Source organism: Halopseudomonas salina (assembly GCF_008641105.1).
On record NZ_VTTI01000005.1, the window covers coordinates 192,397 to 215,300 of the forward strand.

Consider the following 22,904-nt stretch of genomic DNA (forward strand, 5'->3'; position numbering starts at 1 on the left):
ACGAAAGCTACAAATACGGCCTGCCGCTGAACTTGGCCATTGGCGATCGGATGTACTGGCTCTCTACTGGTGCCTACACCACCAGCTACAGCGCTATCGAATTCAACGGCTTCCCGCCTCTGGAAGCGTTCTACATCTGACGCGTTGCTTAGCGGCAAGCTTCAAGCTGCAAGCGACGAGCTGCTTGTGCAAAAGCCTGGCCCTGATATCAGGGCCGGGCTTTTTTATTGTCTGGCGAAAGTGGCACTTTGTTGGGCCTTAGTCTTACTTCACCAGAGATGCTTCCTGAGACCCCGCTGGTCAAGATGGAACTCGACATTCCCAATAAGCACCAACCCTGGGAACGTTCGAGTTTCACCTCACACCGGCCCCCGCCTCTGGGAACGTTCGAGTTCCACCTCGAACAAAGCCGGCCCCGCCGGCCAGAAACCAAAAAGCCCGTACTGCGAAACAGTACGGGCTCTTGATCCACCTAACCACAATCAGCTTAAAGCTTGCCGCTTGTAGCTTGAGGCTTTTATGGTCAGCTGAACTTCTGAATATTAGCCATCAGCTCACGCAGCGCCTCGATGTTGTCCTTCGGATGCACAGCGCCTTCGAAGTCGCACAGCTTCTCGAAGTTGGCAGCCACGTCTTCGGGCGTGAAGCCTTCATCGGGGTTGAAGCCAATACCCAGCGAACGCTCCCAGCGAACCTTACCCATCCAGCCGCCACCGACTTCAAACAAGCTGCCGGTCTCTTTGCTGTCTTCCGAGCAGAGGTATGCAACCAGCGGGCTGACCAGCTCAGGCTTGAGCTTGTCGAAAGCACCTTCCGGGAACAGACCTTCAGTCATGCGCGTGCCGCCAGTCGGCGCAATCGCGTTGACGAAGATGTTGTTCTTGCGGCCTTCGATCGCCAGGGTGCGGGTCAGACCGTACAGACCCAGCTTGGCCATGCCGTAGTTGGCCTGGCCAAAGTTACCGTAGATACCGGAAGTGGAAGCGGTAAATATGATGCGACCGAAATTGCTGTCCTTCATGTAGGGCCAGGCAGCGTGGGTTACCTTGTAGGCACCTTCGACGTGAACCTTGTAGACCAGATCCCAATCAGCGTCGGTCATCTTGGCAAAACTCTTGTCTCGCAGGATGCCCGCGTTGTTGACCACAACGTCCACACGACCGAAGTTATCCATCGCGCACTGCACGATTTTTTCACCGTCGATTACGTTGTCCGGGTTGGCAACGGCAGTACCGCCTGCAGCCTTGATTTCTTCAACAACCTTGAGGGCTGCTTCGCTGTTTGCGCCTTCGCCCTGGGTGCTGCCACCCAGATCGTTGACGACAACTTTGGCGCCGTGCTTGGCGAACAACAGCGCGTGGGCACGGCCAATGCCGCCGCCGGCACCGGTTACGATGACGACCTTGTCGTCAAAACGAATATCGCTCATGAAATGCTCCTGTCTATATGGGCGGTGAAAAAAGGTTTATCAGTGTTAAACACTTGTTTAAATTCAGCAAGGGGTACGGGCAAGGTGAATAGCCAAGCATAAGCCGCTGAGACACGCTTTGCGAAACAACGCTTGGTAACCAATTGCAAAGTGCAGACCGCGAAAAAGGGGTAGATCCCTCCCGAACCGTTCAACCCGCCGCGCAGGCGTGCATAAAACACAAGGGTCTTGTTGTGATTAAAAAGTGTTTATTAACGTTTTTGCTTGTATCAGTCGTGGCTGCTTGTGCTGACTCTGAAAAAGCGGCGCGAACGCTGTTGAATCAGGCGATTCAGCAGTGGGATCGCGGGGAGCTTGAGCTGGCATTGGGCACCTTTGATCGTATTGGTACGCAGTACCTGGATACTGTGGCGGCCACCGAGGCCATCAAGGAGCGCGCGGTGCGGCTCGATACTTATCGCGCTGCATCGAGCACCGAACGCAACCGGGCAATCAACAGCGGCGTAGTGTCACGTCATATATATCAACAGGTGGAGTCCTACTTTGATAGAACCGGGCATTATCCAGAGTTGCTGCACGGTGATGAGACGGTTTATCAGGGGCAGTTCGACGCATTTGTCAGTTACTGTACCTATCAGAAATCGATCCTTGAGTACGGTTACCAGCTTGACTGCACTCGGGCAGACAGCGTCTATGTCGAGGCCCGCAAGCAGCGTTTACGCGAGGCCGTGCAGAAACCACACAGTGTTAAATCAACGGCTTCTGTTGAGGACCGCAATGCCTCAGCGATAAAAACAGCAGCCGATCTGAGTCCTGCCCAATCCAGTTGGGGGGAGCACGCAAATCCCTCTGGCGCGCTGCCAGAGGATGGTTTTCAGGCGTTCTACATTAATACCAACCAGCCTCGCCAGGTGATTGCAACCGAGTCCGTCGGGGGCATAGCTATCAACTATATACGTGATGATTTTCACGGAATTGAATCGGGTGATTTTGGCGGTTACTGGGTGGGGATGCTCGAATTCAAGCAGCAGGAGGTCATGAGCTTTACTGTCAGCCAGAGCTGGTCGAAAACACGAATACTGATCAATGGCCGAGTGTTGTTCGAAGGTGGATCGGACCAGTCGATCCTGTACCGGTTTGAGCCCGGTGAGCACAAGATCGAGGTGGAATACGTCAATAATTGGCACACGACCGAGTTCAGCGTGGGCATACACTCCAGCGTCACTTATCTGGATATGGATCAGATCAAGATGCGCCTGCAGGCGAATCTGCTTGATGACTTTCAGGTGCTGTATGCGGGTCTGTACGAAAGTTCCGCCCGGGACATGACGACCATCGTCAATCTGGAGAAGACGGCTGACCCTGTGGTGTTGGTGCTCAGCTCCTATAGTCCCGTGAAATGGTATGTGTCCAATCCCTTCGGCGTCGAGATACGCGCCATTGTTTACGGCGCCTACAAGCCCGGGTCCACACTGGCCGGGGATATTCCCGGGTCGATACTCAGGCTGCCCGCCAAAACGCGAATCGGTTCCTATCATGTGAGCCCGGACTGTCGCTGTGTGGCCGGCAGTTTTCATTGCGAGGGCAAGGGCAAGATGCCGACCGTGACTGCGCTACAGACGCTGACCAACAAGACGTTATCGGGGTTTACTGGGCACTATTCTGCCGAGTCACTGACGGTGCCGGAGGTACGGGTAGATGCCTGTTTTCTTGAGGAGCTGACAGCCCGGATGAGCAGGATCGAGATGGACCGGGCCGCCTGCAAAGCAGAGAACAATCCTGATTTTGAGAGGATGTTCGAGGGCTAACCCTAGAGCACCAATGAGGTCGCCAGGAACAGCATCAAGCCCATACCGATAATGTCGGTGAAAGTGGTCAGGAAAATGCTGCTGGCCGTTGCCGGGTCTGCGCCGAAGCGTTTGAGCAGCAAGGGGACGGCAACCCCAAATATGCCGCTGGCCATGCAGGCGCCAATCATCGCGATAAAAATAACGAAGCCGAGCATGGCCGGATTGGCAGAATCGGTAAAAAGCGCATAGGCAAACATTGCAGTGCCGGCAATAACCCCGACCGCTGCGCCATTGAGGGCGCCTAGTAGTATCTCTTTGCGCAGCAACTGCCTGAGCGGGTAGTCCTGTATCTTGCCCAACGTTATGCCGCGCAGGGTAATTGCCAGTGCCTGGCAGCCGGTGTTGCCGCTCTGGCCGGCAAGCACCGGCAGAAAGGCGGCGAGGGCGACAATCTGTGAGATGGTGCCCTCGAACATCCCCACCACAAAAGCCGCTGCAAAGGCGGTAATCAGGTTGACCTGTAGCCACGGATGGCGCATCCGGAAGGCGGCCAGTACGGGCGTATTGATCTGCTCCTCCTTTGCCACACCGTATTGGGAGCCGGCCTGGGTGCTGAGCTCGGAGACAATGCGCTCATAGAGTTTCCAGCCGCGCACTTCGCCCACCACACATTGCTGGTCATCCACCACTGGATAGATGCGGTAGTGCCGGTAGAGCACTTCGCTGACTGCGCTCTTGATGGGTGTGCTCTGATGAAACGCGAATGGCTCAAGCACCATGATGCTGGACAGCGCTTCGGATGGCTTGGAGAGAATCAGATCGCGCATGCCCACGAGCCCGACCAGGCGGTTTTCCTCGACTACGAATATGTAGCTGATTTCGGCCACGTTTGCACTTTTCACCATGAACGCCAAGGCTTCGGCAACCGTATAGCTGGAGGGGAGCGTCGCTGTGGCGGGGGTCATCAGCTCGCCAATGGTTTCTTCGATTCCGGACAACACCACGCGCGTGGCGGTGTCCCCTGGAGCGGCGATTTCGCCCAAGTGGGAGGCCACCTGCATAGCCTGATCGGTTGGCAGGCGCGCGAGAATGAACTGGATATCGTCCGCCGGCAGCCCGACCAGCTCCTCGGCGGCATCCCGCGGGGGCAGTTTGCGGATATGTTCGATTCGCTCGGTCAATCCCATTGTCTGTGACATGTCTCGGCCTGCTGTCGCTGTTTGATTCAGACTATAGCAGGCGCTCCATCGGTTTTATTGAGCATCAATAACTTGTAGTTCCAGGCTCAGGGTCCATGCTGAGAGCTAACGCTTTTTCAGGAGCTCGCTTATGCGTGTTTTTTCCAATCCGGTTGGCGCCGGCTCTCTGTGGTTCGACAATCTTGCCACGGCGGAGGGTATGCCAGTCGCGTACGACCCGCAGGCGCGCGCATTTCTGCCCACACCACCTTTTTGTGCCAATCGCGACATCATCGGTTGTAACTGGATAGCACCTGCCGAAGGCGAATTTTGCCGGTCCTGCAGCATGACAGAGCTGGCTCCGGATACGTCGATTGCCAATGCTCTTCCCAACTGGGCACAAACCGAGGCTGCCAAGCGCTGGGCTCTGGATAATCTGGGGCGCTGGCACTGGTTCAGACCAGAGGATCCAGGAGCTCGCCCGGTGTTTCATTTGCTGGCTGAAGGTACAACACCCGTTCCCATGGGGCACGCTGGTGGTGTAGTGACGATCAGTGTGGCGGAGGTGGACCCTGTGCTGGTAACTACTCGCCGTGAGGCACTGGAAGAGCCCTACCGCACCATGATTGGCCATATGCGGCATGAGATTGCTCACATGCTCTGGTGGCGTTTGAGCCTGCGCGAGGACTTTCTGGAGGCCTTTCAGGGCATGTTCGGTGATGTGATGATCGACTACCCTGGCGCGCTGCAATATCACTATGCGAACGGCCCTCCTGAGAACTGGAAGGAGCATTACCTGACCAGCTACGCGTCGGCCCATCCCCACGAAGATTGGGCCGAGACGGCGGCGCATCTGCTCCACCTGACAGATATAGCAGACAGCTTTGTCGCCACCGGCCTTTCCTCGCCGCAGATTCCTGATGCTGGCTGGGACCCTTATTCGGAGCCGGATGCCGATCGACTTATTCACATTGCTGCGACACTGACCGTGGGCGTAAACCACGTCAATCGTGCCATGGGTCTGTCAGATATTTATCCCTTTGTGCTGTCTGACCACGCGCGTCAGAAGCTCGCCTTTGTGCACGACTGGTTGCGCCGAGGTGCCTTGGGTCTTTGACCTGCAGCAATATCCCCTGCACCAGCCTCCGGTAACATCGTTGCTGAAATTCCACGGGTCCGCTTCGGATCTCAGTGACGAGGTTGCCTGGTGACGCTCAAAGCCGTGTTCCAATCCATGCGGTTACCCTTTCTGGTGCTGACGCCAGGCTGTGTGTTCCTGGGCGTTGCAACAGCCTTTGCAGGAACTGAGCCGGTGCTCTGGGCCAACCTGTGGCTGGCAATGATCGGCGCGCTGGCTGCGCATATTGCAGTTAACACACTCAACGAGTATCAGGACTTCCGCAGCGGGCTGGATGCGCTTACTTCGCGCACGCCCTTTAGTGGTGGCAGTGGCGCGTTGATAAGGTGGCCGGATGCGGCAATGGCGGTGCGCTGGACTGCCGGCGGATGCCTGGCGGCAGTTGTTTTGATTGGTTTGTATTTTCTGGCGCAGTTTGGAGCAGCCATACTCCCGATTGGTATCCTGGGGCTGGTCATTATTGTGTTCTATACCCGGTGGGTGAACAGGCTTCCCTGGCTGTGTCTTGTAACTCCGGGTATCGCTTTTGGTCCGCTAGTGGTGATGGGTACCCATTTCGTGCTCACTGGGCAGTACAGCGGGAGTGCGGCTGTTGTGTCACTGGTGCCTTTTTTTCTGGCGAATAACCTGTTGTTGCTCAACCAGTTTCCAGATCTGGAGGCTGACCGCCAGGTCGGACGGCGGCATTTGCCGATTGCCTACGGTGTAGAGTTTGCAACCGGTGTATACGGTTTCATGGCGGCGGCGGCCATGCTTGTTATTGTGCTGAGTGTCGACTCAGGAATCCTGTCATCGCTAACCCTGCTGGCCTTGGTGCCTGCGGCGGCCGGGCTTGTAGCTTGGGAAGGTGCCCGCCGATACGCAGATGAGCTCGAGCGATTAAGCCCCTATCTGGGTTTGAATGTGCTCGCGGCTGTTGTTACACCCCTGGTTCTGTCCAGTACGCTAGTTCTTGGTCGTTAGCTCTGGAACATCTCCAGACTCAGAATCAGCTGCACCAGCGTGGCATTGGCGATGTCGATGAAAAAGGCGCCTAGCAGTGGTATGACCAGATAGGCCTTGGGACTGGGCCCGAATCGGTTGGTCAGTGCGTTCATGTTGGCGATACCGATTGGCGTCGCGCCCAGGCCCATGCCGATAAAGCCGGCGCTGATGCAGGCTGCGTCATAGTCGCGGCCCAGCAGCGGGAAGACTACAAAAATGGTCAGCAGAGTGATGACAGCGGCCTGCATCACCATGACCACGCTGATCATGCCAAGCGCGCCCTGCAGAGATAGCAGCGGCAGGCTGATCAGACTCATACCGAGAAATAGCTGCAGACTCAAGTCGCCCGCGAGCTGTATGGGTCTGTGATCGATGGTGACCTTGAACAACTCCAGGCCGTTGGTAAGTGCTATACCCAGGAACATGGCGGTAAGGAATGCCGGCAAGCGAACCCCAACACCCGATAGCCAGCCGTACATTGTCGCGCCCAGGGCGAAACACAGGGCGATCAACAACACAGCGGTGAGCACGCTGTTCAATTCGATGATGTAGGTAACCTTGTTGCCGGACTCGATATGCTGGATCTCGGCGTGCGCGGCGTCTGAATGCAGATTGTTGCGTCGAATAAGCCAGGCTCCCACCGGACCGCCAATCAACCCGCCCATGATCAGGCCGGCGGTGGCGAAGGTCATGCCCATGGAGCTGGCGTTGGTCAGACCAAAATGCTCTTCGAATAACTGACCCCAGGTGATGGCTGTACCGTGCCCGCCGGCAAGGGAAACGCTCCCGCCAATCAGGCCGAGGAGGGGGCTTTCGCCAGCCACAAGTGCCAAAAGGGTGCCGGTCAGGTTCTGGAATATCAGCAGAACGATTGCCAGCCCGAGCATGATTGCCAACGCCTTGCCGCCCTCCAGCATCTGCCGTAGATGCGCGGAAAGTCCAATGGTGGCGAAGAAGGTGATCAGCAGCAGATCTCGTAACTGAAGATCAAAACGTATGTCCCGGCTGGTAGTGGCTTCGATCACTGCGACCAGCGCACTGATCAGCAAGCCGCCGGTAACGGCGGGAGGGATATTGTAGGTATGCAGCAAGGCCACTCGCCGATTGATATGAAATCCAATCCATAGCGCTATGATCGCGATCGCCACGGTAACGGGCGTGTTTATTTCCATGGATCTGTCCTGGCTGGGCCTGGCGGTAAGACTAGCAGAGCCGCCGTGAAGATAAGTTGACGGGGGTCATCAAGCAGTACACCGCCCGTCTGCATCGGTACCTTTTTGACTGACAAAGCGCTAGAATGCCGGCCGCACGCAGCCAGAGTGGTTGTGGCAATGGGTTCCCTAACCCCATTACATCCCAAAAAGGACATCCCATGTCGTTGCTAGCATCTACGATCAGCCGCTCCGTTCTGGCCGGTCTTATCGCGTTTCACATCCTCATTATCATCGTCAGCAACTACCTGGTGCAGTTGCCGGTCACCCTGTTCGGCTGGCACACCACCTGGGGAGCGTTCAGTTTCCCGTTCATTTTTCTGGCGACTGATCTGACTGTCCGGCTTATGGGCAAGGGTGCCGCACGGCGGGTTATTGCCCGGGTGATGTTGCCCGCATTGGTAGCTTCATACGTGGTGTCGGTACTGTTCCAGGAGGCGCGTTTTGGTGAACTGGCGGCGCTGGGAGAATTCAATCTCTTTGTATTCCGCATCGCCGTTGCGAGCTTTCTTGCCTATGCGCTGGGCCAGTTGCTGGATGTGCAGGTATTCGATCGCCTGCGTCAGTTGCGCCAGTGGTGGATCGCCCCGGCAGCATCGACCGTGATCGGTAATCTGCTGGATACCTACCTGTTCTTCTCGGTGGCGTTCTGGCATAGCGACGATCCGTTCATGGCCGCCAACTGGGTCGAGATTGCCACGGTCGACTATGCGATCAAGCTGATTATCAGCCTGGTATTGTTCGTGCCGCTGTACGGGATGCTGCTGAGCTGGATTGTGCGGATGCTGCCGGCAAAGGCGCTCGGGCCAGGGCCTGTTCTCGGCAAGAATGGCTGAGGTGCCAGGCAAGGTCGCCCACGGGTGATCTGCGCGGGTCAGTGAAGCAGATCTATTCCTTCTTGCATCAGTGCCTCGGCAATATGCCGATACCCCTTCAGGCCGGGGTGATAACCGTCCGAGGCAAGCAGATCGGGGTCGGTTACCAGTGGGTAGCGCAGATGAATAAAGTCACCCGTTCTCTCGTGGGCCAACCGGGCGTATACGTCATCCAGCTGTCGGGCACGCCAGCCCATGACCTGGCGTAACGGTGAAGGCAGGGCGGTAAACGAATGCATGGGTGGCACGCCGAGTAGCACCAGGGGCGCCGAGTAGCGCGCTGCCAGCATCTGACGCAGGGCAATCAGCTGTTGGCGGAAACGATTTCGGGATGTGAATCCCGTAGCATCGTTGACCCCCATGCTCAGGAGCACGAGATCTGCGGGCGGAAGCTCCGCCTTTACCAGCGCGCCGTTGAGTGCTTGCAGGCGAATGCCATTTACCCCGAAGGTGTGCCAGGCGGTCGTGCTCGCTGAGTGCTGGTGGATCAGCCGAGCCAGCTGACTGGCCAGGCCCTGGTCATGAGTGGCGACACCGACGCTGGCCGCCGTGGACTCGCCCAGTACGAGTATGCGCCGCTCAGGCGTGCCCTCGCCGTACTGCCCGCCTGGAGTTCCGCTGCCGTCAGGTAAACGCGGGGTTATGCGCCGCGTCCGCCTGCCCTGGTAGAGCAGAACAGGCGCGAGCACTGCAGTGACCAACCAGAAGGGCAAATGCATCGGGTTTGGTCAGGCCAGCTCGACCGCTACTGCTGTTGCCTCACCACCACCAATGCACAGCGCTGCAACACCACGCTTGCCGCCGGTTTTCTGCAGGGCGTTGATCAGCGTGACGATGATCCGCGAGCCGGTGGAGCCAACCGGATGGCCCTGGGCGCAGGCGCCCCCAAAGATATTCACCTTGGCGTGGTCCAGATCGTGCTCGCGCATAGCCAACATGGTGACCATGGCGAAGGCTTCGTTGATCTCGAACAGATCCACTTCGTCTTTTTTCCAGCCGGTCTTGTCGAACAGGTTGCGCAGCGCGCCGACCGGGGCAGTGGTGAACTCGCTCGGGTCCTGGCTCTGGGTCGCATGGCCAACGATGCGGGCCAGTGGCTGCAAGCCACGCTTTTCAGCTTCGGCTGCAGTCATCAATACCAGGGCGCTGGCGCCGTCGGAAATCGAGCTGGCGTTGGCGGCGGTGATGGTGCCGTCCTTGCCGAAGGCGGCGCGCAGGCCGGGGATCTTGTCGATATTGGCGTTATGCGGCTGCTCGTCGTCCTTTACCACGGTTTCGCCTTTGCGGCTGGTGACCGTGACGGGTACGATTTCGCTATCCAGCGAGCCGTTGTCGATTGCCTTTTTTGCGCGGGTCAGTGACTCGATGGCGTAGGCGTCCATTTCCTCACGGGTAATGCCGTTCTTGTCTGCGGTTTCCTGCGCAAAAGAACCCATCAAGCGGCCGGTGCGGGCGTCTTCCAGGCCATCCATGAACATGTGATCCTTGATTTCGCCGTGGCCCATGCGCATGCCGCCGCGAGCCTTTTCAAGCAGGTAGGGGGCATTGGACATGCTTTCCATTCCGCCGGCGACCATGATCTTGTTGGTGCCTGCCTTGAGCAGATCGTGGGCCAGCATCACGGCTTTCATGCCCGAACCACACAGCTTGTTGATGGTAGTGCAGCCGGTCGCGGCGGGCAGGCCGGCATTCAGGCTTGCCTGACGGGCGGGGCCCTGCTTGAGGCCTGCGGGCAACACGCAGCCCATGATCACCTCTTCCACATCAGTGGGCTGGATGCCGGCGCGGCTGACGGCTTCACGAATCGCCAATGCACCCAGATCCACGGCAGCTACGCTGGCCAGGCTGCCCTGAAAGCCACCCATTGGGGTGCGCGCGCCACTGACGATGACAATGTGATTATCGGACATGCTGTGCTCCTGAAAAATAATGACTGACTTTGATGGCAGGGTCATCTATCGACCTGATTGCAACATTATACCTGCTAAGTATACTCGCTGGATAAGTGTGGCCAGGTTCATACTTAGGAGGGATAGGTAGCCGGGGACAAACTTGGCTATAGTAAAGGCATGCTTGGCCCAAGGCCGCATCCAGACCAGACAAGCCCAACAATACAGGTCATTACAATGCTCAATACCCGTGTCATCAAACCGACGGACGAGGCGCATGCTACGCCGTTGCTGATCAAGAATATTCTGCTATCCGGTCAGCGCTATGAGCGCACCCAGGAAATCGTCTACCGCGACATCAGCCGGTATGACTACGCCACTCTCAATCAGCGGGTCTGCAGGCTCGCCAATGCTCTGACCAATGCGGGCGTCAAGGCGGGCGACACCGTCGCAGTGATGGATTGGGACAGCAACCGTTACCTGGAATGCATGTTCGCTATCCCGATGATCGGCGCTGTATTGCACACCATCAATATCCGGTTGTCGCCCGATCAGATTCTGTACACCATGAATCATGCCGAAGACATTTTCGTGCTGGTCAATAGTGAATTTGTGCCTATTTATAAGGCCATTGAAGGTGATCTGACCACTGTCAAGAAAACCATTCTCTTGACCGATGGACAGGAAAAGACTGCCGAGCTCCCTGATCTGGTGGGCGAGTACGAAGAGTTGCTGGCTGCGGCCGAACCGACGTACGATTTCCCTGAATTCGACGAGAATTCTGTCGCAACGACCTTCTACACCACTGGCACTACAGGCAATCCGAAGGGCGTGTATTTCACCCACCGCCAACTGGTTTTGCACACCCTGACTCAGGCGTCGACCATGGGTGGACTGGATAGCGTGCGCCTGTTTGGCAACCGCGATGTGTACATGCCGATTACACCCATGTTCCACGTGCATGCATGGGGTATTCCTTACACTGCGACGCTGCTGGGCACCAAGCAGGTCTATCCGGGCCGTTATGAGCCGGAAATGCTCTGCAAGCTGATCCGCGAAGAAAAGGTGACCTTCTCCCATTGCGTACCGACCATTTTGCAGATGGTGCTTAACGCTGATGGTGCCAAGGATATGGATTTTGGCGGTATGCGCGTGATTATTGGTGGCAGCGCGCTGAACCGCAGCCTGTATGAGGCGGCCAAGAAGAAGGGCATGGTGTTGTCAGCAGCCTACGGCATGTCCGAGACCTGTCCCCTGATCTCCAGTGGCTACATCAACCTGGAGCTGGAGCAGGGTACTGAAGACGATCGCGCGGCCTACCGCATCAAGGCCGGTATCCCGGTACCCTTTGTTGAAGCGCGTTTGATGGACCCGCAGGGCGGTTTCCTGCCCCACGATGGCAAGACCCAGGGCGAGCTGGTTTTGCGCGCACCCTGGCTGACCCAAGGCTATTTCCGCGAGCCGGAAAAGAGCCAGGAACTGTGGTCCCATGGTTGGATGCATACCGGTGACGTGGCAGCCATTGATGCGATGGGCGCTATCGAGATTCGTGACCGTATCAAGGATGTGATCAAGACAGGTGGCGAGTGGATTTCCTCCCTTGAGCTGGAAGATCTGATTAGCCAGAGCCCTGCGGTGAAGGAAGTGGCCGTGGTGGGCGTGCCTGACCCCCAATGGGATGAGCGTCCCTTTGCGCTGATCGTGGCCCATGACGGTAAAGAGATGGACGCACGCATTTTGCGTGATCACCTCAAGCCCTATGCCGAGGAGGGCCGCATCAACAAGTGGGCCATTCCTAACCAGATTGCGTGTGTTACCGAAATACCCAAAACCAGTGTTGGCAAGCTCGACAAGAAACTGATTCGCGGCGAGATTGTCAAATGGCAAGAGGCTGAAGCCCCCTTCCTGTCTACGCTGTAAGCGTTTTCAGGGTTGCGGCTGGCCGGTAACATCGGTCTGGTCGTGGCGTCTTTGTCGGTCGGGGAGGCAGTCTTCAAGACTGCTTCTTCGGCATGAAGGGTGGGTTTCATGCCTATAAGCGGTGAGGTTCTGCGGTATGTCTGCCTGGCAGATTCATACTTTGGACGGTCTCACCACGGCACGCGCTCGGGTAGAGTGCGCGGCTGCATACGCTGTGCTTCACGGCGATGGCACCCTTCAACCGGTCGGGGTTAGATTCCTGGCCACAGGCAAGGCAGAACAACTATGAAACCTAATTTCAGACAATCCGCATTGGCGGTCTCCCTGCTGGCTTTCAGTTCAGCCGGTATGGCAGCCGCGACGCCCGAGCAGGTTGCATCGCTGGGCAATACACTGACGCCGGTTGGTGCAGAGAAAGCAGGAAACGCTGCAGGCACTATCCCGGAGTGGACTGGTGGCCTGGCAACTGATGCAGCTCCTGTAGGGGCCGACGGTTTTGCATCCAACCCCTTCACCGATGACCAGCCGCTGTTTGTCATTACTGCAGAGAACTATGAGCAGTATGCCGACAATCTTGCCCCTGGCCAGGTAGCGATGTTCAAGCGTTATCCCGAAACTTTCCGTATGCCGGTTTTTGAAAGCCGCCGCAGTGTTTCCATGCCTGATTCGGTCTACAGTGCAGCACGCGACAACGCTGCCAACACCAAGTTGGTTGCCGGTGGTGACGGCTTGGAAAATTACCGTCTGGCCATCGCTTTCCCGATTCCGACCAATGGTCTGGAAGCTGTTTGGAACCACATTACCCGTTTCCGTGGCGAGTCACTGCAGCGCATCATCGTGCAGGCGACCCCACAGACAAACGGCAGCTACACCATAGTACGTTTTAACGAAGACTATGTTATTCCGCAGGGCCTGAGTGATTTCACTCCGGGCACCATGGATAACATCCTTTATTACTTCAAACAGCAGGTGACCGACCCGAGCCGTCTCGCCGGTAACGTGCTGCTGGTCCACGAGACCATCAATCAGGTGGATACGCCCCGCACTGCGTGGATCTACAACGCCGGTCAGCGCCGTGTACGCCGCGCTCCTCAGGTTTCCTATGATGGCCCGGGTACTGCTGCCGATGGCATGCGTACCTCTGACAACCTGGACATGTATAACGGTGCACCTGACCGCTATAACTGGGAGCTCAAGGGCAAGAAGGAAATGTACATTGCCTATAACAGCTACAACCTGGGTTCGCCGGAGCATGAGTACAGCGACATCATCCAGGCCGGTCACCTGAACCCCGATCTGACCCGCTATGAGCTTCACCGCGTGTGGGAAGTCGAGGCAACGGTCAAGCCGGATCAACGCCACATCTATGCCAAGCGTCACATGTTTATTGACGAGGACTCCTGGCAGGCTGCGCATATCGACCATTATGACGGACGTGACACCATGTGGCGCGTAGCCGAAGCCCATGCTCTGCATCGCTACAAGGATCAGGTGCCGGGTTTTGCTGCCGAAACGCTGTATGACGTACTGGCTGGTCGCTATCTGGTCATGGGCCTGAATAACGAAGAAGCTCAGGATTATAATTATCAGCACAGCGCAAGCTCGTCAGACTTCACGCCGGCTGCTCTGCGTCAGGCTGGCGTTCGCTAGTAACCGCCCCGGGCTGTAGCCAAACGCTATGGCCCGGTTCGTTACAAATCGACAATATATCTCCAGGCACATCCCGCTAGACTTGGTGGCATGCACGTTGCCATTTCCTCCCCAGGCAAGATGTTCCGGCCCCCGTTGCCGGCTGACCATCTGCCCAGACCTGAACTTGTCCGCCTGATCCAGGACGCGGCCCAATGTCGTGTGGTGCTGATCTGCGCACCTGCCGGTGCCGGCAAGAGTACGCTCGCCGCTGAAGTGGCCGAACAACTCCCTGATCTCTGGTTATCTGCTTGGCTTGCGCTGGAGCGCCGTGATGCTGCGCCCGCACAAATGCTGCGCAGCCTGATAGAGGCCTTGCAGGCCCTGTTTCCCGGGGTGGGTGCGGCCGAGCTTGCGCTGCTGGCGCAGCAGCAGACGCATCAACCGCTGGCAATCGAGCCGCTGATAGCCTGCCTGGTAAGCGAACTGGAACGGCATAATCTGTCTCAACAGTCCGTGCTGTTGATTCTCGACGATTATCATCTTGCCCGCAACGCGGCCACCGACAGCCTGTGCGCGCTCCTTTTCGAGCGCCTGCCGGCCTCTTTCCAGGTCCTGATTACCAGCCGAGGTCGCCCTACTTGGCCTCTCGGGCGCATGCGCCTGGCCAATCAGGTCCTGGAGCTGGACGAGCGACAACTGCGGCTGCCGCCGGAGTGTGCCCGGATCTTTCTCGAGCGGGCAGGAGTCGACGTTGCCGATCGGCAGTGGCTCCGCCAGCGTATCGAACGTAATGAGGGTTGGTTTGCGGGGCTGCGGCTACTTGCGCTTACGGCCGGATCTGGAGAACCGCAGGCGACGGTGAGTGAAGAGCAGCTGGTACAGGAGTATCTGCTGGAGGAGGTGATCGGGGGGCAGCCCGTTCACGTGCAGGAGTTTCTGTCACAGATTATCTGGCTCGACCACTTCACTCCCGAGCTGTGCGATCAGGTGCGTAATGCCAGTGACAGCCGGGTAATCATTGACTGGCTGTTGGAACATCAGGTTTTTCTGGTGCCCCTGGACCGTCAGAGCACCTGGTATCGCTTTCATCATCTGTTCTGTGATGTGCTTCGACAGCGGGGTGCCGCGCAGGGGCTTCCTGCCCGTCAGGGGGTGCATTTGCGAGCTTGTGACTGGTTCCGCGAACATGGCCGTATTGCTGATGCGGTCGAGCAGGCGCTGGCCGCAGAACGTCCGGATGAGGCTGCGGCGCTGGCGCAGCACCTGCCTCTCGATCAACTGCTTGCCGAGCAGCATGTGAGTACGCTGCTGCGCTGGAAGGCAATCCTGCCGCGCGTCTTGCAAGGCAGTTCTGCCCGTCTGGTGCTGGTGCATGGCTGGACGCTGGCGCTGGCCTGTCAGTTGGAGGATGCTCGCGTCATGCTTGCCCGCCTGGCCTTTTTTCTGCCGCAACCCGACGCTGCAAGCCAGCGCAGGCTGCTGGGGCAGGCGCTGGCCCTGCAAAGTTATGTCGCCAGAGCTGCCGGGGATCTGGGCGAGGCATCCCAGTGTGCCCAGCACAGTCTGCAGTGTCTGAATAGCGAGGATGTCGGTAGTCAACTTATGTCGATGTTGACCCTCGCTGATATTGCGTTGTGCGAAGAAAATATCGACGCGTCCCGGGGCTGGGCCAGAACCGCGCTGGAGCTCGCTCAGCGTAGCGCGAATGTGTTGTTCGAGGCGCAGGTGGTACTGGTACGTGCGCGGTTGCTGCAAGCCCGTGGGCAAGTGGCCCGCGCTTGCCGGATGCTCGGTCAACAGCTTGAAGTGCTTAATAAGCTGGATTACCCCCAGGGCCTGGCGATTCGGGCACGGCTGACGATCCTGCATGGTTATTATGTCGGTCAGCTTGGCGACTCTGAAGCCGCTCGGCGTGAGGTTCGGCAGGGTATTGATGAGGCTAGGAGCTGTCGAGATATCCATGTTTTGCCAGGCTATTGTCTGTTGGCAGGCATTGAGGCGCGTCGGCGTGATGGTTTCAACCAGGCCTTCGAGCTGCTGGCTGAGGCTGAGCGTTTGATGCACCAGTGGGATGTTCCGCCGGTTTTCTATCTCGGCTGGGGCACGGCGCTGAAGAGCGATCTGTGGATCAGCGCCGGGCGGCAGGAGCTGGCCGAGCAGTGGCTGCCGCGGCTGCGCCAGACTTACTGTCTTGAAGAGCCGGCTGCACCGCCGAGCTTTTTCCATGTGCTGCCTGTGGTGATCGAGCGGGTATACGCTCGACTGTTGTGGGGCAGGGGTGAGCAGCGGCAGGCCGAGGCCCTGCTGTGGCAAGTCCTGGAGCGCCTGCAACTGCAGGGTGAGCGCTTGCAGGCGTTGTCTGTCATGACGCAGTTGGTGCAGATGCTGGGTCGTAGCCAGCGACGCGCCCAGGCTCAACAACTGTTGCTCAGGGCCATCGTCTGGGCTGCCGACGATACAATCGTGGGCCCATTCCTGCCCCTGATCTCGCACATGCCTGTGCTGGTCCAGCGCACCCTCCAGAACGCGCCCCCTTCCCGGTTGAAGTTACGGCTGCAGGAGAAACTGCCGATGGCCAGCCAGGCCCCGGAGTCTGGACTGGTCGAGCCTCTGAGCAGTCGGGAGCTCGCGGTGTTGGAGTGTATAGCGCGCGGGCACTCTAATCAGCAGATCAGTGAAGCCCTGTTTATTTCACTGCATACGGTAAAAAGTCATGCGCGGCGCATCAATCACAAACTCGGCGTGGCGCGTCGTACGCAGGCGGTAGCTCAGGGCAAGTTGCTGGGTCTGCTTGGGTAGGCCGACCCCGGATCAGGTAATTGTCTTGCAGTGCGCATCAGAGTGCGGTCTTATGGCTCAGCAATTGATACTCGTCACTACGGTGATACCCAGGTCACGTTTCTCCCACAGAGTTTGATTGGCAGCACAAAGCTTGCCGCGCACGCCAGTGTGTCTTTGAAGGCGTGTGCTAATCTGTCACCACGTGTTTTGAAGAAAAAGGAATCTATACATGAAGAAGCAAATGATGGTTGTTGCGGGTCTGAGCACGCTGCTGCTGGCGGGTTGTACTACCAATCCCTACACGGGTGAGCGTGAAAGCGGCAAATCTGCAATCTACGGCCTGGGTGGTGCGGCAGCCGGCGCTGCTATTGGTGCTGCGACTTCCGGTAGCGATGACCGCGCCAAGGGTGCCTTGATCGGTGCGACTGTTGGTGGCGCCGCGGGTGCTGGTTATGGCTACTACGTGGACCAGCAGGAAGCCCGTTTGCGTCAGGAATTGCGCGGTACCGGTGTGCAGGTTGTGCGCAATGGCGAGAACCTGCAGCTGGTCATGCCAGGCAACATCACCTTTGCCAGCGGTTCGTCTGACATTTCCAGCAGCTTCTATCCCACCCTTAATTCGCTGGTCAAGGTATTCCAGGAATTCGACAAGAATGGTGTCGAGATCGTTGGTCACACTGACAGCACCGGTAGCAATGACCTGAATATGCGTCTGTCCCGTGAACGCGCGCAGAGCGTTGCATCCTATCTCGCTAACAACGGTGTTGCCGGTGCGCGTATCAGTGCAACGGGCGTTGGCCCTAGCCAGCCGATCGCGAGCAACGACACTACTGATGGTCGTGCGCAGAACCGCCGTGTGGAAATCAACCTGCGGCCCCTGCAGCGGTAATTGACTTATGGCCTTATCTGTCTGCGCAAGCAGGTTGATAGAAGACCATGAAAAAAACGCAGCCATCTGGCTGCGTTTTTTTTGTGTGAATTCCCGGGCTACTGGTCAGCTGGATACTGGTCGTGCAGCCTCTCGAGCTGCTGGTCTTTCTCAGCCCACAGCTCGTTGACCCAGGCCTGGAAGGCTTCGCGGAAAGCACTATCGTTCTGATAGTCGCGACCCAGAAATTCCGGGGGTATGGGTTTCAGGTCGCAGCGCATCACGACCTTTCTGACTCGGCCGCTGAGCAGGTCCCAGAACGTCGGACTGCCATCGGGATAGTGGATGGTGACATCCACCAATGAGCGCAACTGCGAACCCATGGCATCAAGCACAAAGGCGATACCCCCCGACTTGGGGCGCAGCAGATAACGGAAAGGCGAGTTCTGTTCGGCGTGTTTGGCGGGGGTCAGACGGGTGCCTTCAAGAAAATTGAAGATAGCGACCGGAGTGGTTTTGAACTTCTCGCAGGCGCGGCGGGTGGTCGCCACATCCTGCCCGGCTTTTTCCGGGTGCCGGGCCAGATAGGCCTTGCTGTAGCGTTTCATGAAGGGAAAGTCGAGCGCCCACCAGCAGATACCGATTACCGGGACCCAGATCAGTTCCTGCTTGAGGAAGAACTTGAGCATAGGCATCTGGCGATTGAGATTGTGCTGCAGTACCAGGATGTCGACCCAGCTCTGGTGATTGCTGGTCACCAGATACCAGCCGTCATAGTCCAGCTGGGAGACGCCCTGTACGTCCCAATCAGTGTTGCCACTAAGCCGCATCCAGCCACTGTTGCACAGCATCCAGAATTCGGCGATCCGGATCAACGCCCGGGTGCAGAGCGCCTGCAGGGCAGGGAAGGGCAGCAGTTTCACCATGGCAATGGGAAACAGTACGCTGAAGCATAGCAGCGTGTTGATTATCAGCAACAGGGTTGCCAGGGCGCCGCGGAGGGCGTGAGGCAGAAAGCTCAGCATCAATGGGTGCTCATTCAGGGACCGCCGGCCAGATGAACCGGCGATCGAGTCATTTTTACTTGTCTGCCTGTATGGCCGTCAAGGCAATGGTATAGACAATGTCGTCCACCAGGGCGCCGCGGGACAGATCGTTTACCGGTTTGCGCAAGCCCTGCAGCATTGGGCCAACGCTGACCACGTTGGCACTGCGCTGCACCGCCTTGTATGTCGTGTTACCGGTATTCAGGTCTGGAAACACGAACACGGTTGCCTTGCCGGCCACCGGACTATCTGGTGCTTTCTGCAGGCCGACGCTGGCAATCGCGGCAGCATCATACTGGAGCGGACCGTCGATCAGAAGCCCGGGCTCGCGCTCGGACGCGATGCGGGTTGCCTCACGGACCTTTTCCACATCTTCCCCGGTACCGGATTTGCCCGTCGAATAGCTGATCATCGCCACCCGTGCTGGAATGCCGAAGGACTCGGCGGACCGGGCGCTCTGAATCGCGATTTCTGCCAGTTCTTCAGCGTTCGGATCCGGATTGACCGCGCAGTCTCCGTAAACCAGCACCTGCTCGGGCAGCAGCATGAAAAAGATCGAAGACACCAGATTGTACCCGGGGGCCGTCTTGATCAGCTGAAATGCCGGTCTGATGGTGTTGGCGGTGGTGTGAATGGCACCGGACACCAGTCCGTCGACCTCATCGAGTGCCAGCATCATGGTACCCAGCACCACGTTGTCTTCGAGCTGTTGCAGCGCCATGGGCGCGTTGAGACCCTTGCCGGCACGGAACTCGACCATCTTGTCGACATACCGCTCACGGACTTCCTCCGGATCGATGATCTCAAGGTCATCCGGCAGGGTGATGTGCTGAGCCCGGGCCACAGCTTCAACCGATTCGCGCTTGGCCAGCAAGACACAACGGGCAATGCCCCTGCGTTGACAAATGGCTGCAGCCTGCACGGTACGAGGCTCGTCGCCCTCCGGCAAAACAATGCGCTTGGCTGCTTTCTGGGCCCGGGTCATCAGTTGGTAACGGAATGCTGGCGGTGACATGCGGGCTTCCCGTGGCGCGTCGCAGCGCCGCTCCAGCCAGGCGTGGTCGATGTGGGAGGCGGCAAACTCGGTTACCTGTTCCGCGCGCTCGTGATCATCTACCGGAATTTCACGATTCATGCGGTCGAGCCGGGTCGCAGTCTCGAAGGTGTTGGTGGTTGTGGACAGTACCGGCAAACCTCCGGTCAGTGCGGGTTGGCACAGCTGCATGACCCGCTCATCGGGGGCGAAGCCACTGGTCAGCATCAGGCCTGCCAGGGGTGTGCCCGCCAGGGACGCCAGACTTGCGGCAATGATGATGTCATCGCGGTCGCCGGGCGTGACGATCAGCGTACCGGGTTTAAGGCGCTCGACGATATTGGGTACCGTCCGTGCACACAGGGCAATCTCCATGACGCGGCGGCTGTTGATCTGGCCTTCGTGCAATACGGTTGCATGCAGCAGTTCGGCCACGTCAGACGTGCGCGGCGCGTTCAGGGTCTCTTCCCAGGGAATGCAGCCGATCAGGCGGAAGTCCTCGGTATCCAGTACCTGGGACTCCTGTTTGAGGGCAATGGCGAACTCTTTCAGGGTACGTTTGAGTTCGCTGCGGTCGCTTGGCAGCCTGTCCGCCAGCTCGAGTCCGCGTACCTTGTTGACGATCACGCCGAGTACCTTGGGATGGCTCGGGCCGCCGAAACCCTGAGCGTGAATTTCGATACGGTCAGCCAGACTCGACATGTCGTCGTCATCCGGCGCGGTGACCAGGATTACATCCGCATCCAGGCTGCGAGCCAGGTGATGGTTGATGCGCGCGGCATAACTGGCCTGACGGGTTGGCACCATGCCTTCGACAATCACCACGTCGGCGTCTATCGCGGCGAGCTGATAACTGCTGACAATGTCTTCCAGAACCTCATCGAGCTGGCCGTTTGCCAGCCGGTGCTCCACATCGGCCAGTGCCAACGGCTTGGGCGGCTTGAGATCGAGCGTGCGGCTGATCAGTTCGGTCGAGCGCTCAGGACCCAGGTCGCCGGGGTGGGGTTGGGCGATGGGTTTGAGAAAATGCACGCGCAAGCCTGCGCGTTGCAGTGAGCGAATCAGGCCGAGGCTGATCGAGGTCAAGCCAACCCCGAAGCCGGTTGGAGCTATGAAAAAAGTGTGCATGCAGTCATACCGCCTGTGATGTAGGTGTCAGTGATCGAGCAGGGCCAGGCTTTCATCCGCTATCTGGCGCTCCTCGTCGGTGGGGATGACCCAGATGGTCGGGGAGCCTTTGGCATGTATAGCAACGGCTTCACCACGGGCATGGCCGTTGTTGGCTGCCTCATCGAGTTTGAGGCCCATTGCACCCATGTGTTCCACCGTGCGTGCGCGAATCTTCGCCGAATTTTCGCCAATACCGCCGGTAAACAGCAGCCCGTCCAGGCGCGGCAGTGCTGCGCACAGGCCGAGTAGAGATCTGGCTAGTCGGTAGCAGAACACCTCAATGGCCAGTTTCGCTCCTTCGTGGTCGTCGTCGGCGGCGGCCTCCAACTGACGCATGTCGTTGGTCAGCCCGGAAAGGCCCAGCAGTCCGCTTTCGCGGTTGAGAAGTTGTTCGATTCTTGGCAAGTCCCAGCCCAGCGTGCGGCCCAGATGAGCATGCAGGTTAGGGTCTACGTCGCCACTGCGGGTGCCCATTACCAGGCCCTCGAGGGGCGTCAACCCCATGCTGGTATCCAGGCTGCGTCCGTCCAGCACCGCACAGCTTGAACATCCGTTGCCCAGGTGGGCACTGAGCCAGGCGCCCCTGCCAGGCGCGTGGCCACTGAGCAGGCTCGCCCGATGGGTAACGTATTGATGGCTGGTTCCGTGAAAGCCATAACGGCGAATGGCGTGCTCCCGGTAAAGGGCTTCCGGTATTGCGTAGCGATAGGCGTACGCGGGCATGCTCTGGTGGAAAGCAGTATCGAATATAGCCACGTGGGGTATGTCGGGAAAAACGGCCATTGCGGCCTGAATACCGGTCAGGTTGGCGGGGTTGTGCAGGGGTGCCAGGTCGGCATTGGCACTGATGGCAGCTATTACTTTGTTGTCTATCAGCTGGGCTTGGGTGAAGTGTTCGCCGCCATGTACCACCCGGTGACCTACCGCGCTCAAGGGTTGGCCGGCGTGCTGTTCGATCAGGGGGAGCAGGGCGGCCATGGCTGATCCATGTTCGCCATCCTCAAGCAAGGTTTCTTCCAGCGCGCTGGCAGTCTTCCATTGGAGTGTGGCCTGATCGCTACCCAGCCGTTCCGCAAGGCCGCTCAGCAGTGCTGCACTGTCGCCCTCGCGGCGCAGTGCGAATTTGATGGAGGAGCTGCCGCAATTGATTACCAGAACCAGTCGCTGGGTCATCGTTACCTCGTCAGTGGTCGGCCAGATGGCGGTCGGAAATCTTTCCGGGTCATAGTCTATACCAGCCTTGCGTCGGTCAACCCGTGCGTTCAGCGGTCAAACGGCGTAAACTGCTCCGTTTTAAGCGAAAAGACAGGTGACGAATTATGCAGATTGCTGCGAACAAAGCCGTATCGATTGAATACACACTCACCGATGATGCCGGCGAAGTACTTGATTCGTCCGCTGGTGGTGGTCCGCTGGTGTATCTGCAAGGTGCGGGTAACATCATCCCCGGTCTTGAGCAGGAGCTGGAAGGCAAGCAGCCTGGCGACGAGCTGAAAGTGACCGTTGAGCCAGAGCATGCCTACGGCGAATTCAGCGCCGAACTGGTAGCCGTGCTGGGCCGCAACATGTTCGAAGGTGTCGATGAGCTTGAGCCGGGCATGCAGTTCCACGCCTCCGGTCCTGATGGCAGCATGCAGATTGTCACCATCACCGCAGTCGAGGGTGACGAAGTGACCGTTGACGGCAACCATCCGTTGGCTGGCCAACGCCTGACTTTTGAAGTCAAGGTGGTTGAAGTGCGTGATGCGACCGAAGACGAAATCGCCCATGGTCACATCCATGGTGAAGGTGGCGTTGAGCACTAAGGCTGGTTGAGGGTCCCGGCTGACGGCCGGGCCAAAGCCATGCAGTGAAAAAGGCTTCCCAAGGGGAGCCTTTTTTGTGAGCGCTGTTTGGCTATTCAGTGTTATCAGTAGAATCCATTATCCTGGGGTGCGCTATTAATAATAGGTGACCGGTC

At 58.2% G+C, this 22,904-nt stretch carries 16 protein-coding genes and 3 pseudogenes; 11 read left to right on the forward strand and 8 right to left on the reverse strand.

The genetic code is table 11. The features are described from left to right. Positions 1-140, forward strand: a pseudogene (locus FZF01_RS19575) (type III PLP-dependent enzyme); the annotation flags it as partial. A gap of 383 nt (positions 141-523) precedes the next feature. Here FZF01_RS19575 and FZF01_RS10185 read toward each other — a convergent pair. Further along, positions 524-1,429: an SDR family oxidoreductase gene (locus FZF01_RS10185; protein ID WP_150278058.1), complete on the reverse strand. Its 906-nt coding sequence runs from the start codon at positions 1,427-1,429 to the stop codon at positions 524-526. 275 nt (positions 1,430-1,704) lie between these two features. Between FZF01_RS10185 and FZF01_RS10190 the strand changes: the two genes are divergently transcribed. Beyond that, entirely contained in the window at positions 1,705-3,237 is a 1,533-nt protein-coding gene (locus FZF01_RS10190; RefSeq protein WP_190325446.1) for a hypothetical protein, read from the forward strand. Positions 3,238-3,239: 2 nt separating this feature from the next. Here the strand turns inward: FZF01_RS10190 and FZF01_RS10195 are convergent, their stop codons facing one another. Further along, positions 3,240-4,418: a magnesium transporter gene (locus FZF01_RS10195; RefSeq protein ID WP_150278060.1), complete on the reverse strand. Its 1,179-nt coding sequence runs from the start codon at positions 4,416-4,418 to the stop codon at positions 3,240-3,242. Between the two features lie 130 nt (positions 4,419-4,548). Here FZF01_RS10195 and FZF01_RS10200 point away from each other — a divergent pair, with 130 nt between their 5' ends. Both FZF01_RS10200 and FZF01_RS10205 read left to right on the forward strand, forming a co-directional pair. Continuing rightward, positions 4,549-5,514, forward strand: a complete 966-nt coding sequence (locus tag FZF01_RS10200) for a zinc-binding metallopeptidase family protein (RefSeq protein ID WP_150278061.1) — start codon at positions 4,549-4,551, stop codon at positions 5,512-5,514. 90 nt (positions 5,515-5,604) lie between these two features. Continuing rightward, entirely contained in the window at positions 5,605-6,498 is an 894-nt protein-coding gene (locus FZF01_RS10205) for a prenyltransferase (protein ID WP_150278062.1), read from the forward strand. On the opposite strand, the gene gltS is transcribed toward FZF01_RS10205, so the two are convergent. Next, a complete protein-coding gene (gltS, locus tag FZF01_RS10210; protein ID WP_150278063.1) occupies positions 6,495-7,691 on the reverse strand; it encodes a sodium/glutamate symporter in 1,197 nt (398 codons plus the stop codon). The two genes, FZF01_RS10205 and gltS, sit on opposite strands and share 4 nt — an antisense overlap. A 200-nt stretch (positions 7,692-7,891) precedes the next feature. Here gltS and FZF01_RS10215 point away from each other — a divergent pair, with 200 nt between their 5' ends. Further along, positions 7,892-8,566, forward strand: a complete 675-nt coding sequence (locus tag FZF01_RS10215; protein ID WP_150278064.1) for a 7-cyano-7-deazaguanine/7-aminomethyl-7-deazaguanine transporter — start codon at positions 7,892-7,894, stop codon at positions 8,564-8,566. 38 nt (positions 8,567-8,604) lie between these two features. Here FZF01_RS10215 and FZF01_RS10220 read toward each other — a convergent pair whose 3' ends face one another. Both FZF01_RS10220 and FZF01_RS10225 read right to left on the reverse strand, forming a co-directional pair. After that, positions 8,605-9,324, reverse strand: a complete 720-nt coding sequence (locus tag FZF01_RS10220; protein ID WP_150278065.1) for an SGNH/GDSL hydrolase family protein — start codon at positions 9,322-9,324, stop codon at positions 8,605-8,607. Between the two features lie 9 nt (positions 9,325-9,333). Next, on the reverse strand, positions 9,334-10,515 hold the full coding sequence (locus FZF01_RS10225; protein WP_150278066.1) for an acetyl-CoA C-acyltransferase: 1,182 nt from the start codon (positions 10,513-10,515) through the stop codon (positions 9,334-9,336). Between the two features lie 216 nt (positions 10,516-10,731). On the opposite strand from FZF01_RS10225, the gene FZF01_RS10230 reads away from it, so the two are divergent. From FZF01_RS10230 to FZF01_RS10245, 5 genes and pseudogenes are all read left to right on the forward strand, one after another. Beyond that, on the forward strand, positions 10,732-12,414 hold the full coding sequence (locus FZF01_RS10230; protein WP_150278067.1) for a fatty acid--CoA ligase: 1,683 nt from the start codon (positions 10,732-10,734) through the stop codon (positions 12,412-12,414). Between the two features lie 285 nt (positions 12,415-12,699). After that, entirely contained in the window at positions 12,700-14,064 is a 1,365-nt protein-coding gene (locus FZF01_RS10235; protein ID WP_150278068.1) for a DUF1329 domain-containing protein, read from the forward strand. 120 nt (positions 14,065-14,184) lie between these two features. Beyond that, a pseudogene (locus FZF01_RS10240) lies at positions 14,185-16,497 on the forward strand (AAA family ATPase); the annotation flags it as partial. Positions 16,498-16,650: 153 nt separating this feature from the next. Beyond that, positions 16,651-16,845: pseudogene (locus tag FZF01_RS19800) on the forward strand (response regulator transcription factor); the annotation flags it as partial. Positions 16,846-17,056: 211 nt separating this feature from the next. After that, entirely contained in the window at positions 17,057-17,716 is a 660-nt protein-coding gene (locus FZF01_RS10245; protein ID WP_150278070.1) for an OmpA family protein, read from the forward strand. Between the two features lie 98 nt (positions 17,717-17,814). On the opposite strand, the gene FZF01_RS10250 is transcribed toward FZF01_RS10245, so the two are convergent. Genes FZF01_RS10250 through FZF01_RS10260 form a run of 3 tightly spaced genes read right to left on the reverse strand, consistent with a single transcriptional unit; the run spans position 17,815 to position 22,117 of the window. After that, complete coding sequence (locus FZF01_RS10250; protein WP_150278071.1) at positions 17,815-18,720, reverse strand: acyltransferase; 906 nt, start codon at positions 18,718-18,720, stop codon at positions 17,815-17,817. Positions 18,721-18,775: 55 nt separating this feature from the next. Continuing rightward, the gene (gene pta / locus FZF01_RS10255) at positions 18,776-20,902 is read right to left on the reverse strand and encodes a phosphate acetyltransferase (protein WP_150278072.1); all 2,127 of its coding nucleotides are present in this window, start codon (positions 20,900-20,902) and stop codon (positions 18,776-18,778) included. A 27-nt stretch (positions 20,903-20,929) separates the two neighbouring features. After that, on the reverse strand, positions 20,930-22,117 hold the full coding sequence (locus FZF01_RS10260) for an acetate/propionate family kinase (RefSeq protein ID WP_150278073.1): 1,188 nt from the start codon (positions 22,115-22,117) through the stop codon (positions 20,930-20,932). 146 nt (positions 22,118-22,263) lie between these two features. Between FZF01_RS10260 and FZF01_RS10265 the strand changes: the two genes are divergently transcribed. Further along, positions 22,264-22,749, forward strand: coding sequence for an FKBP-type peptidyl-prolyl cis-trans isomerase (locus tag FZF01_RS10265; RefSeq protein WP_150278074.1), 486 nt, complete (start codon positions 22,264-22,266; stop codon positions 22,747-22,749). The last annotated feature ends 155 nt before the right edge of the window (positions 22,750-22,904 follow it).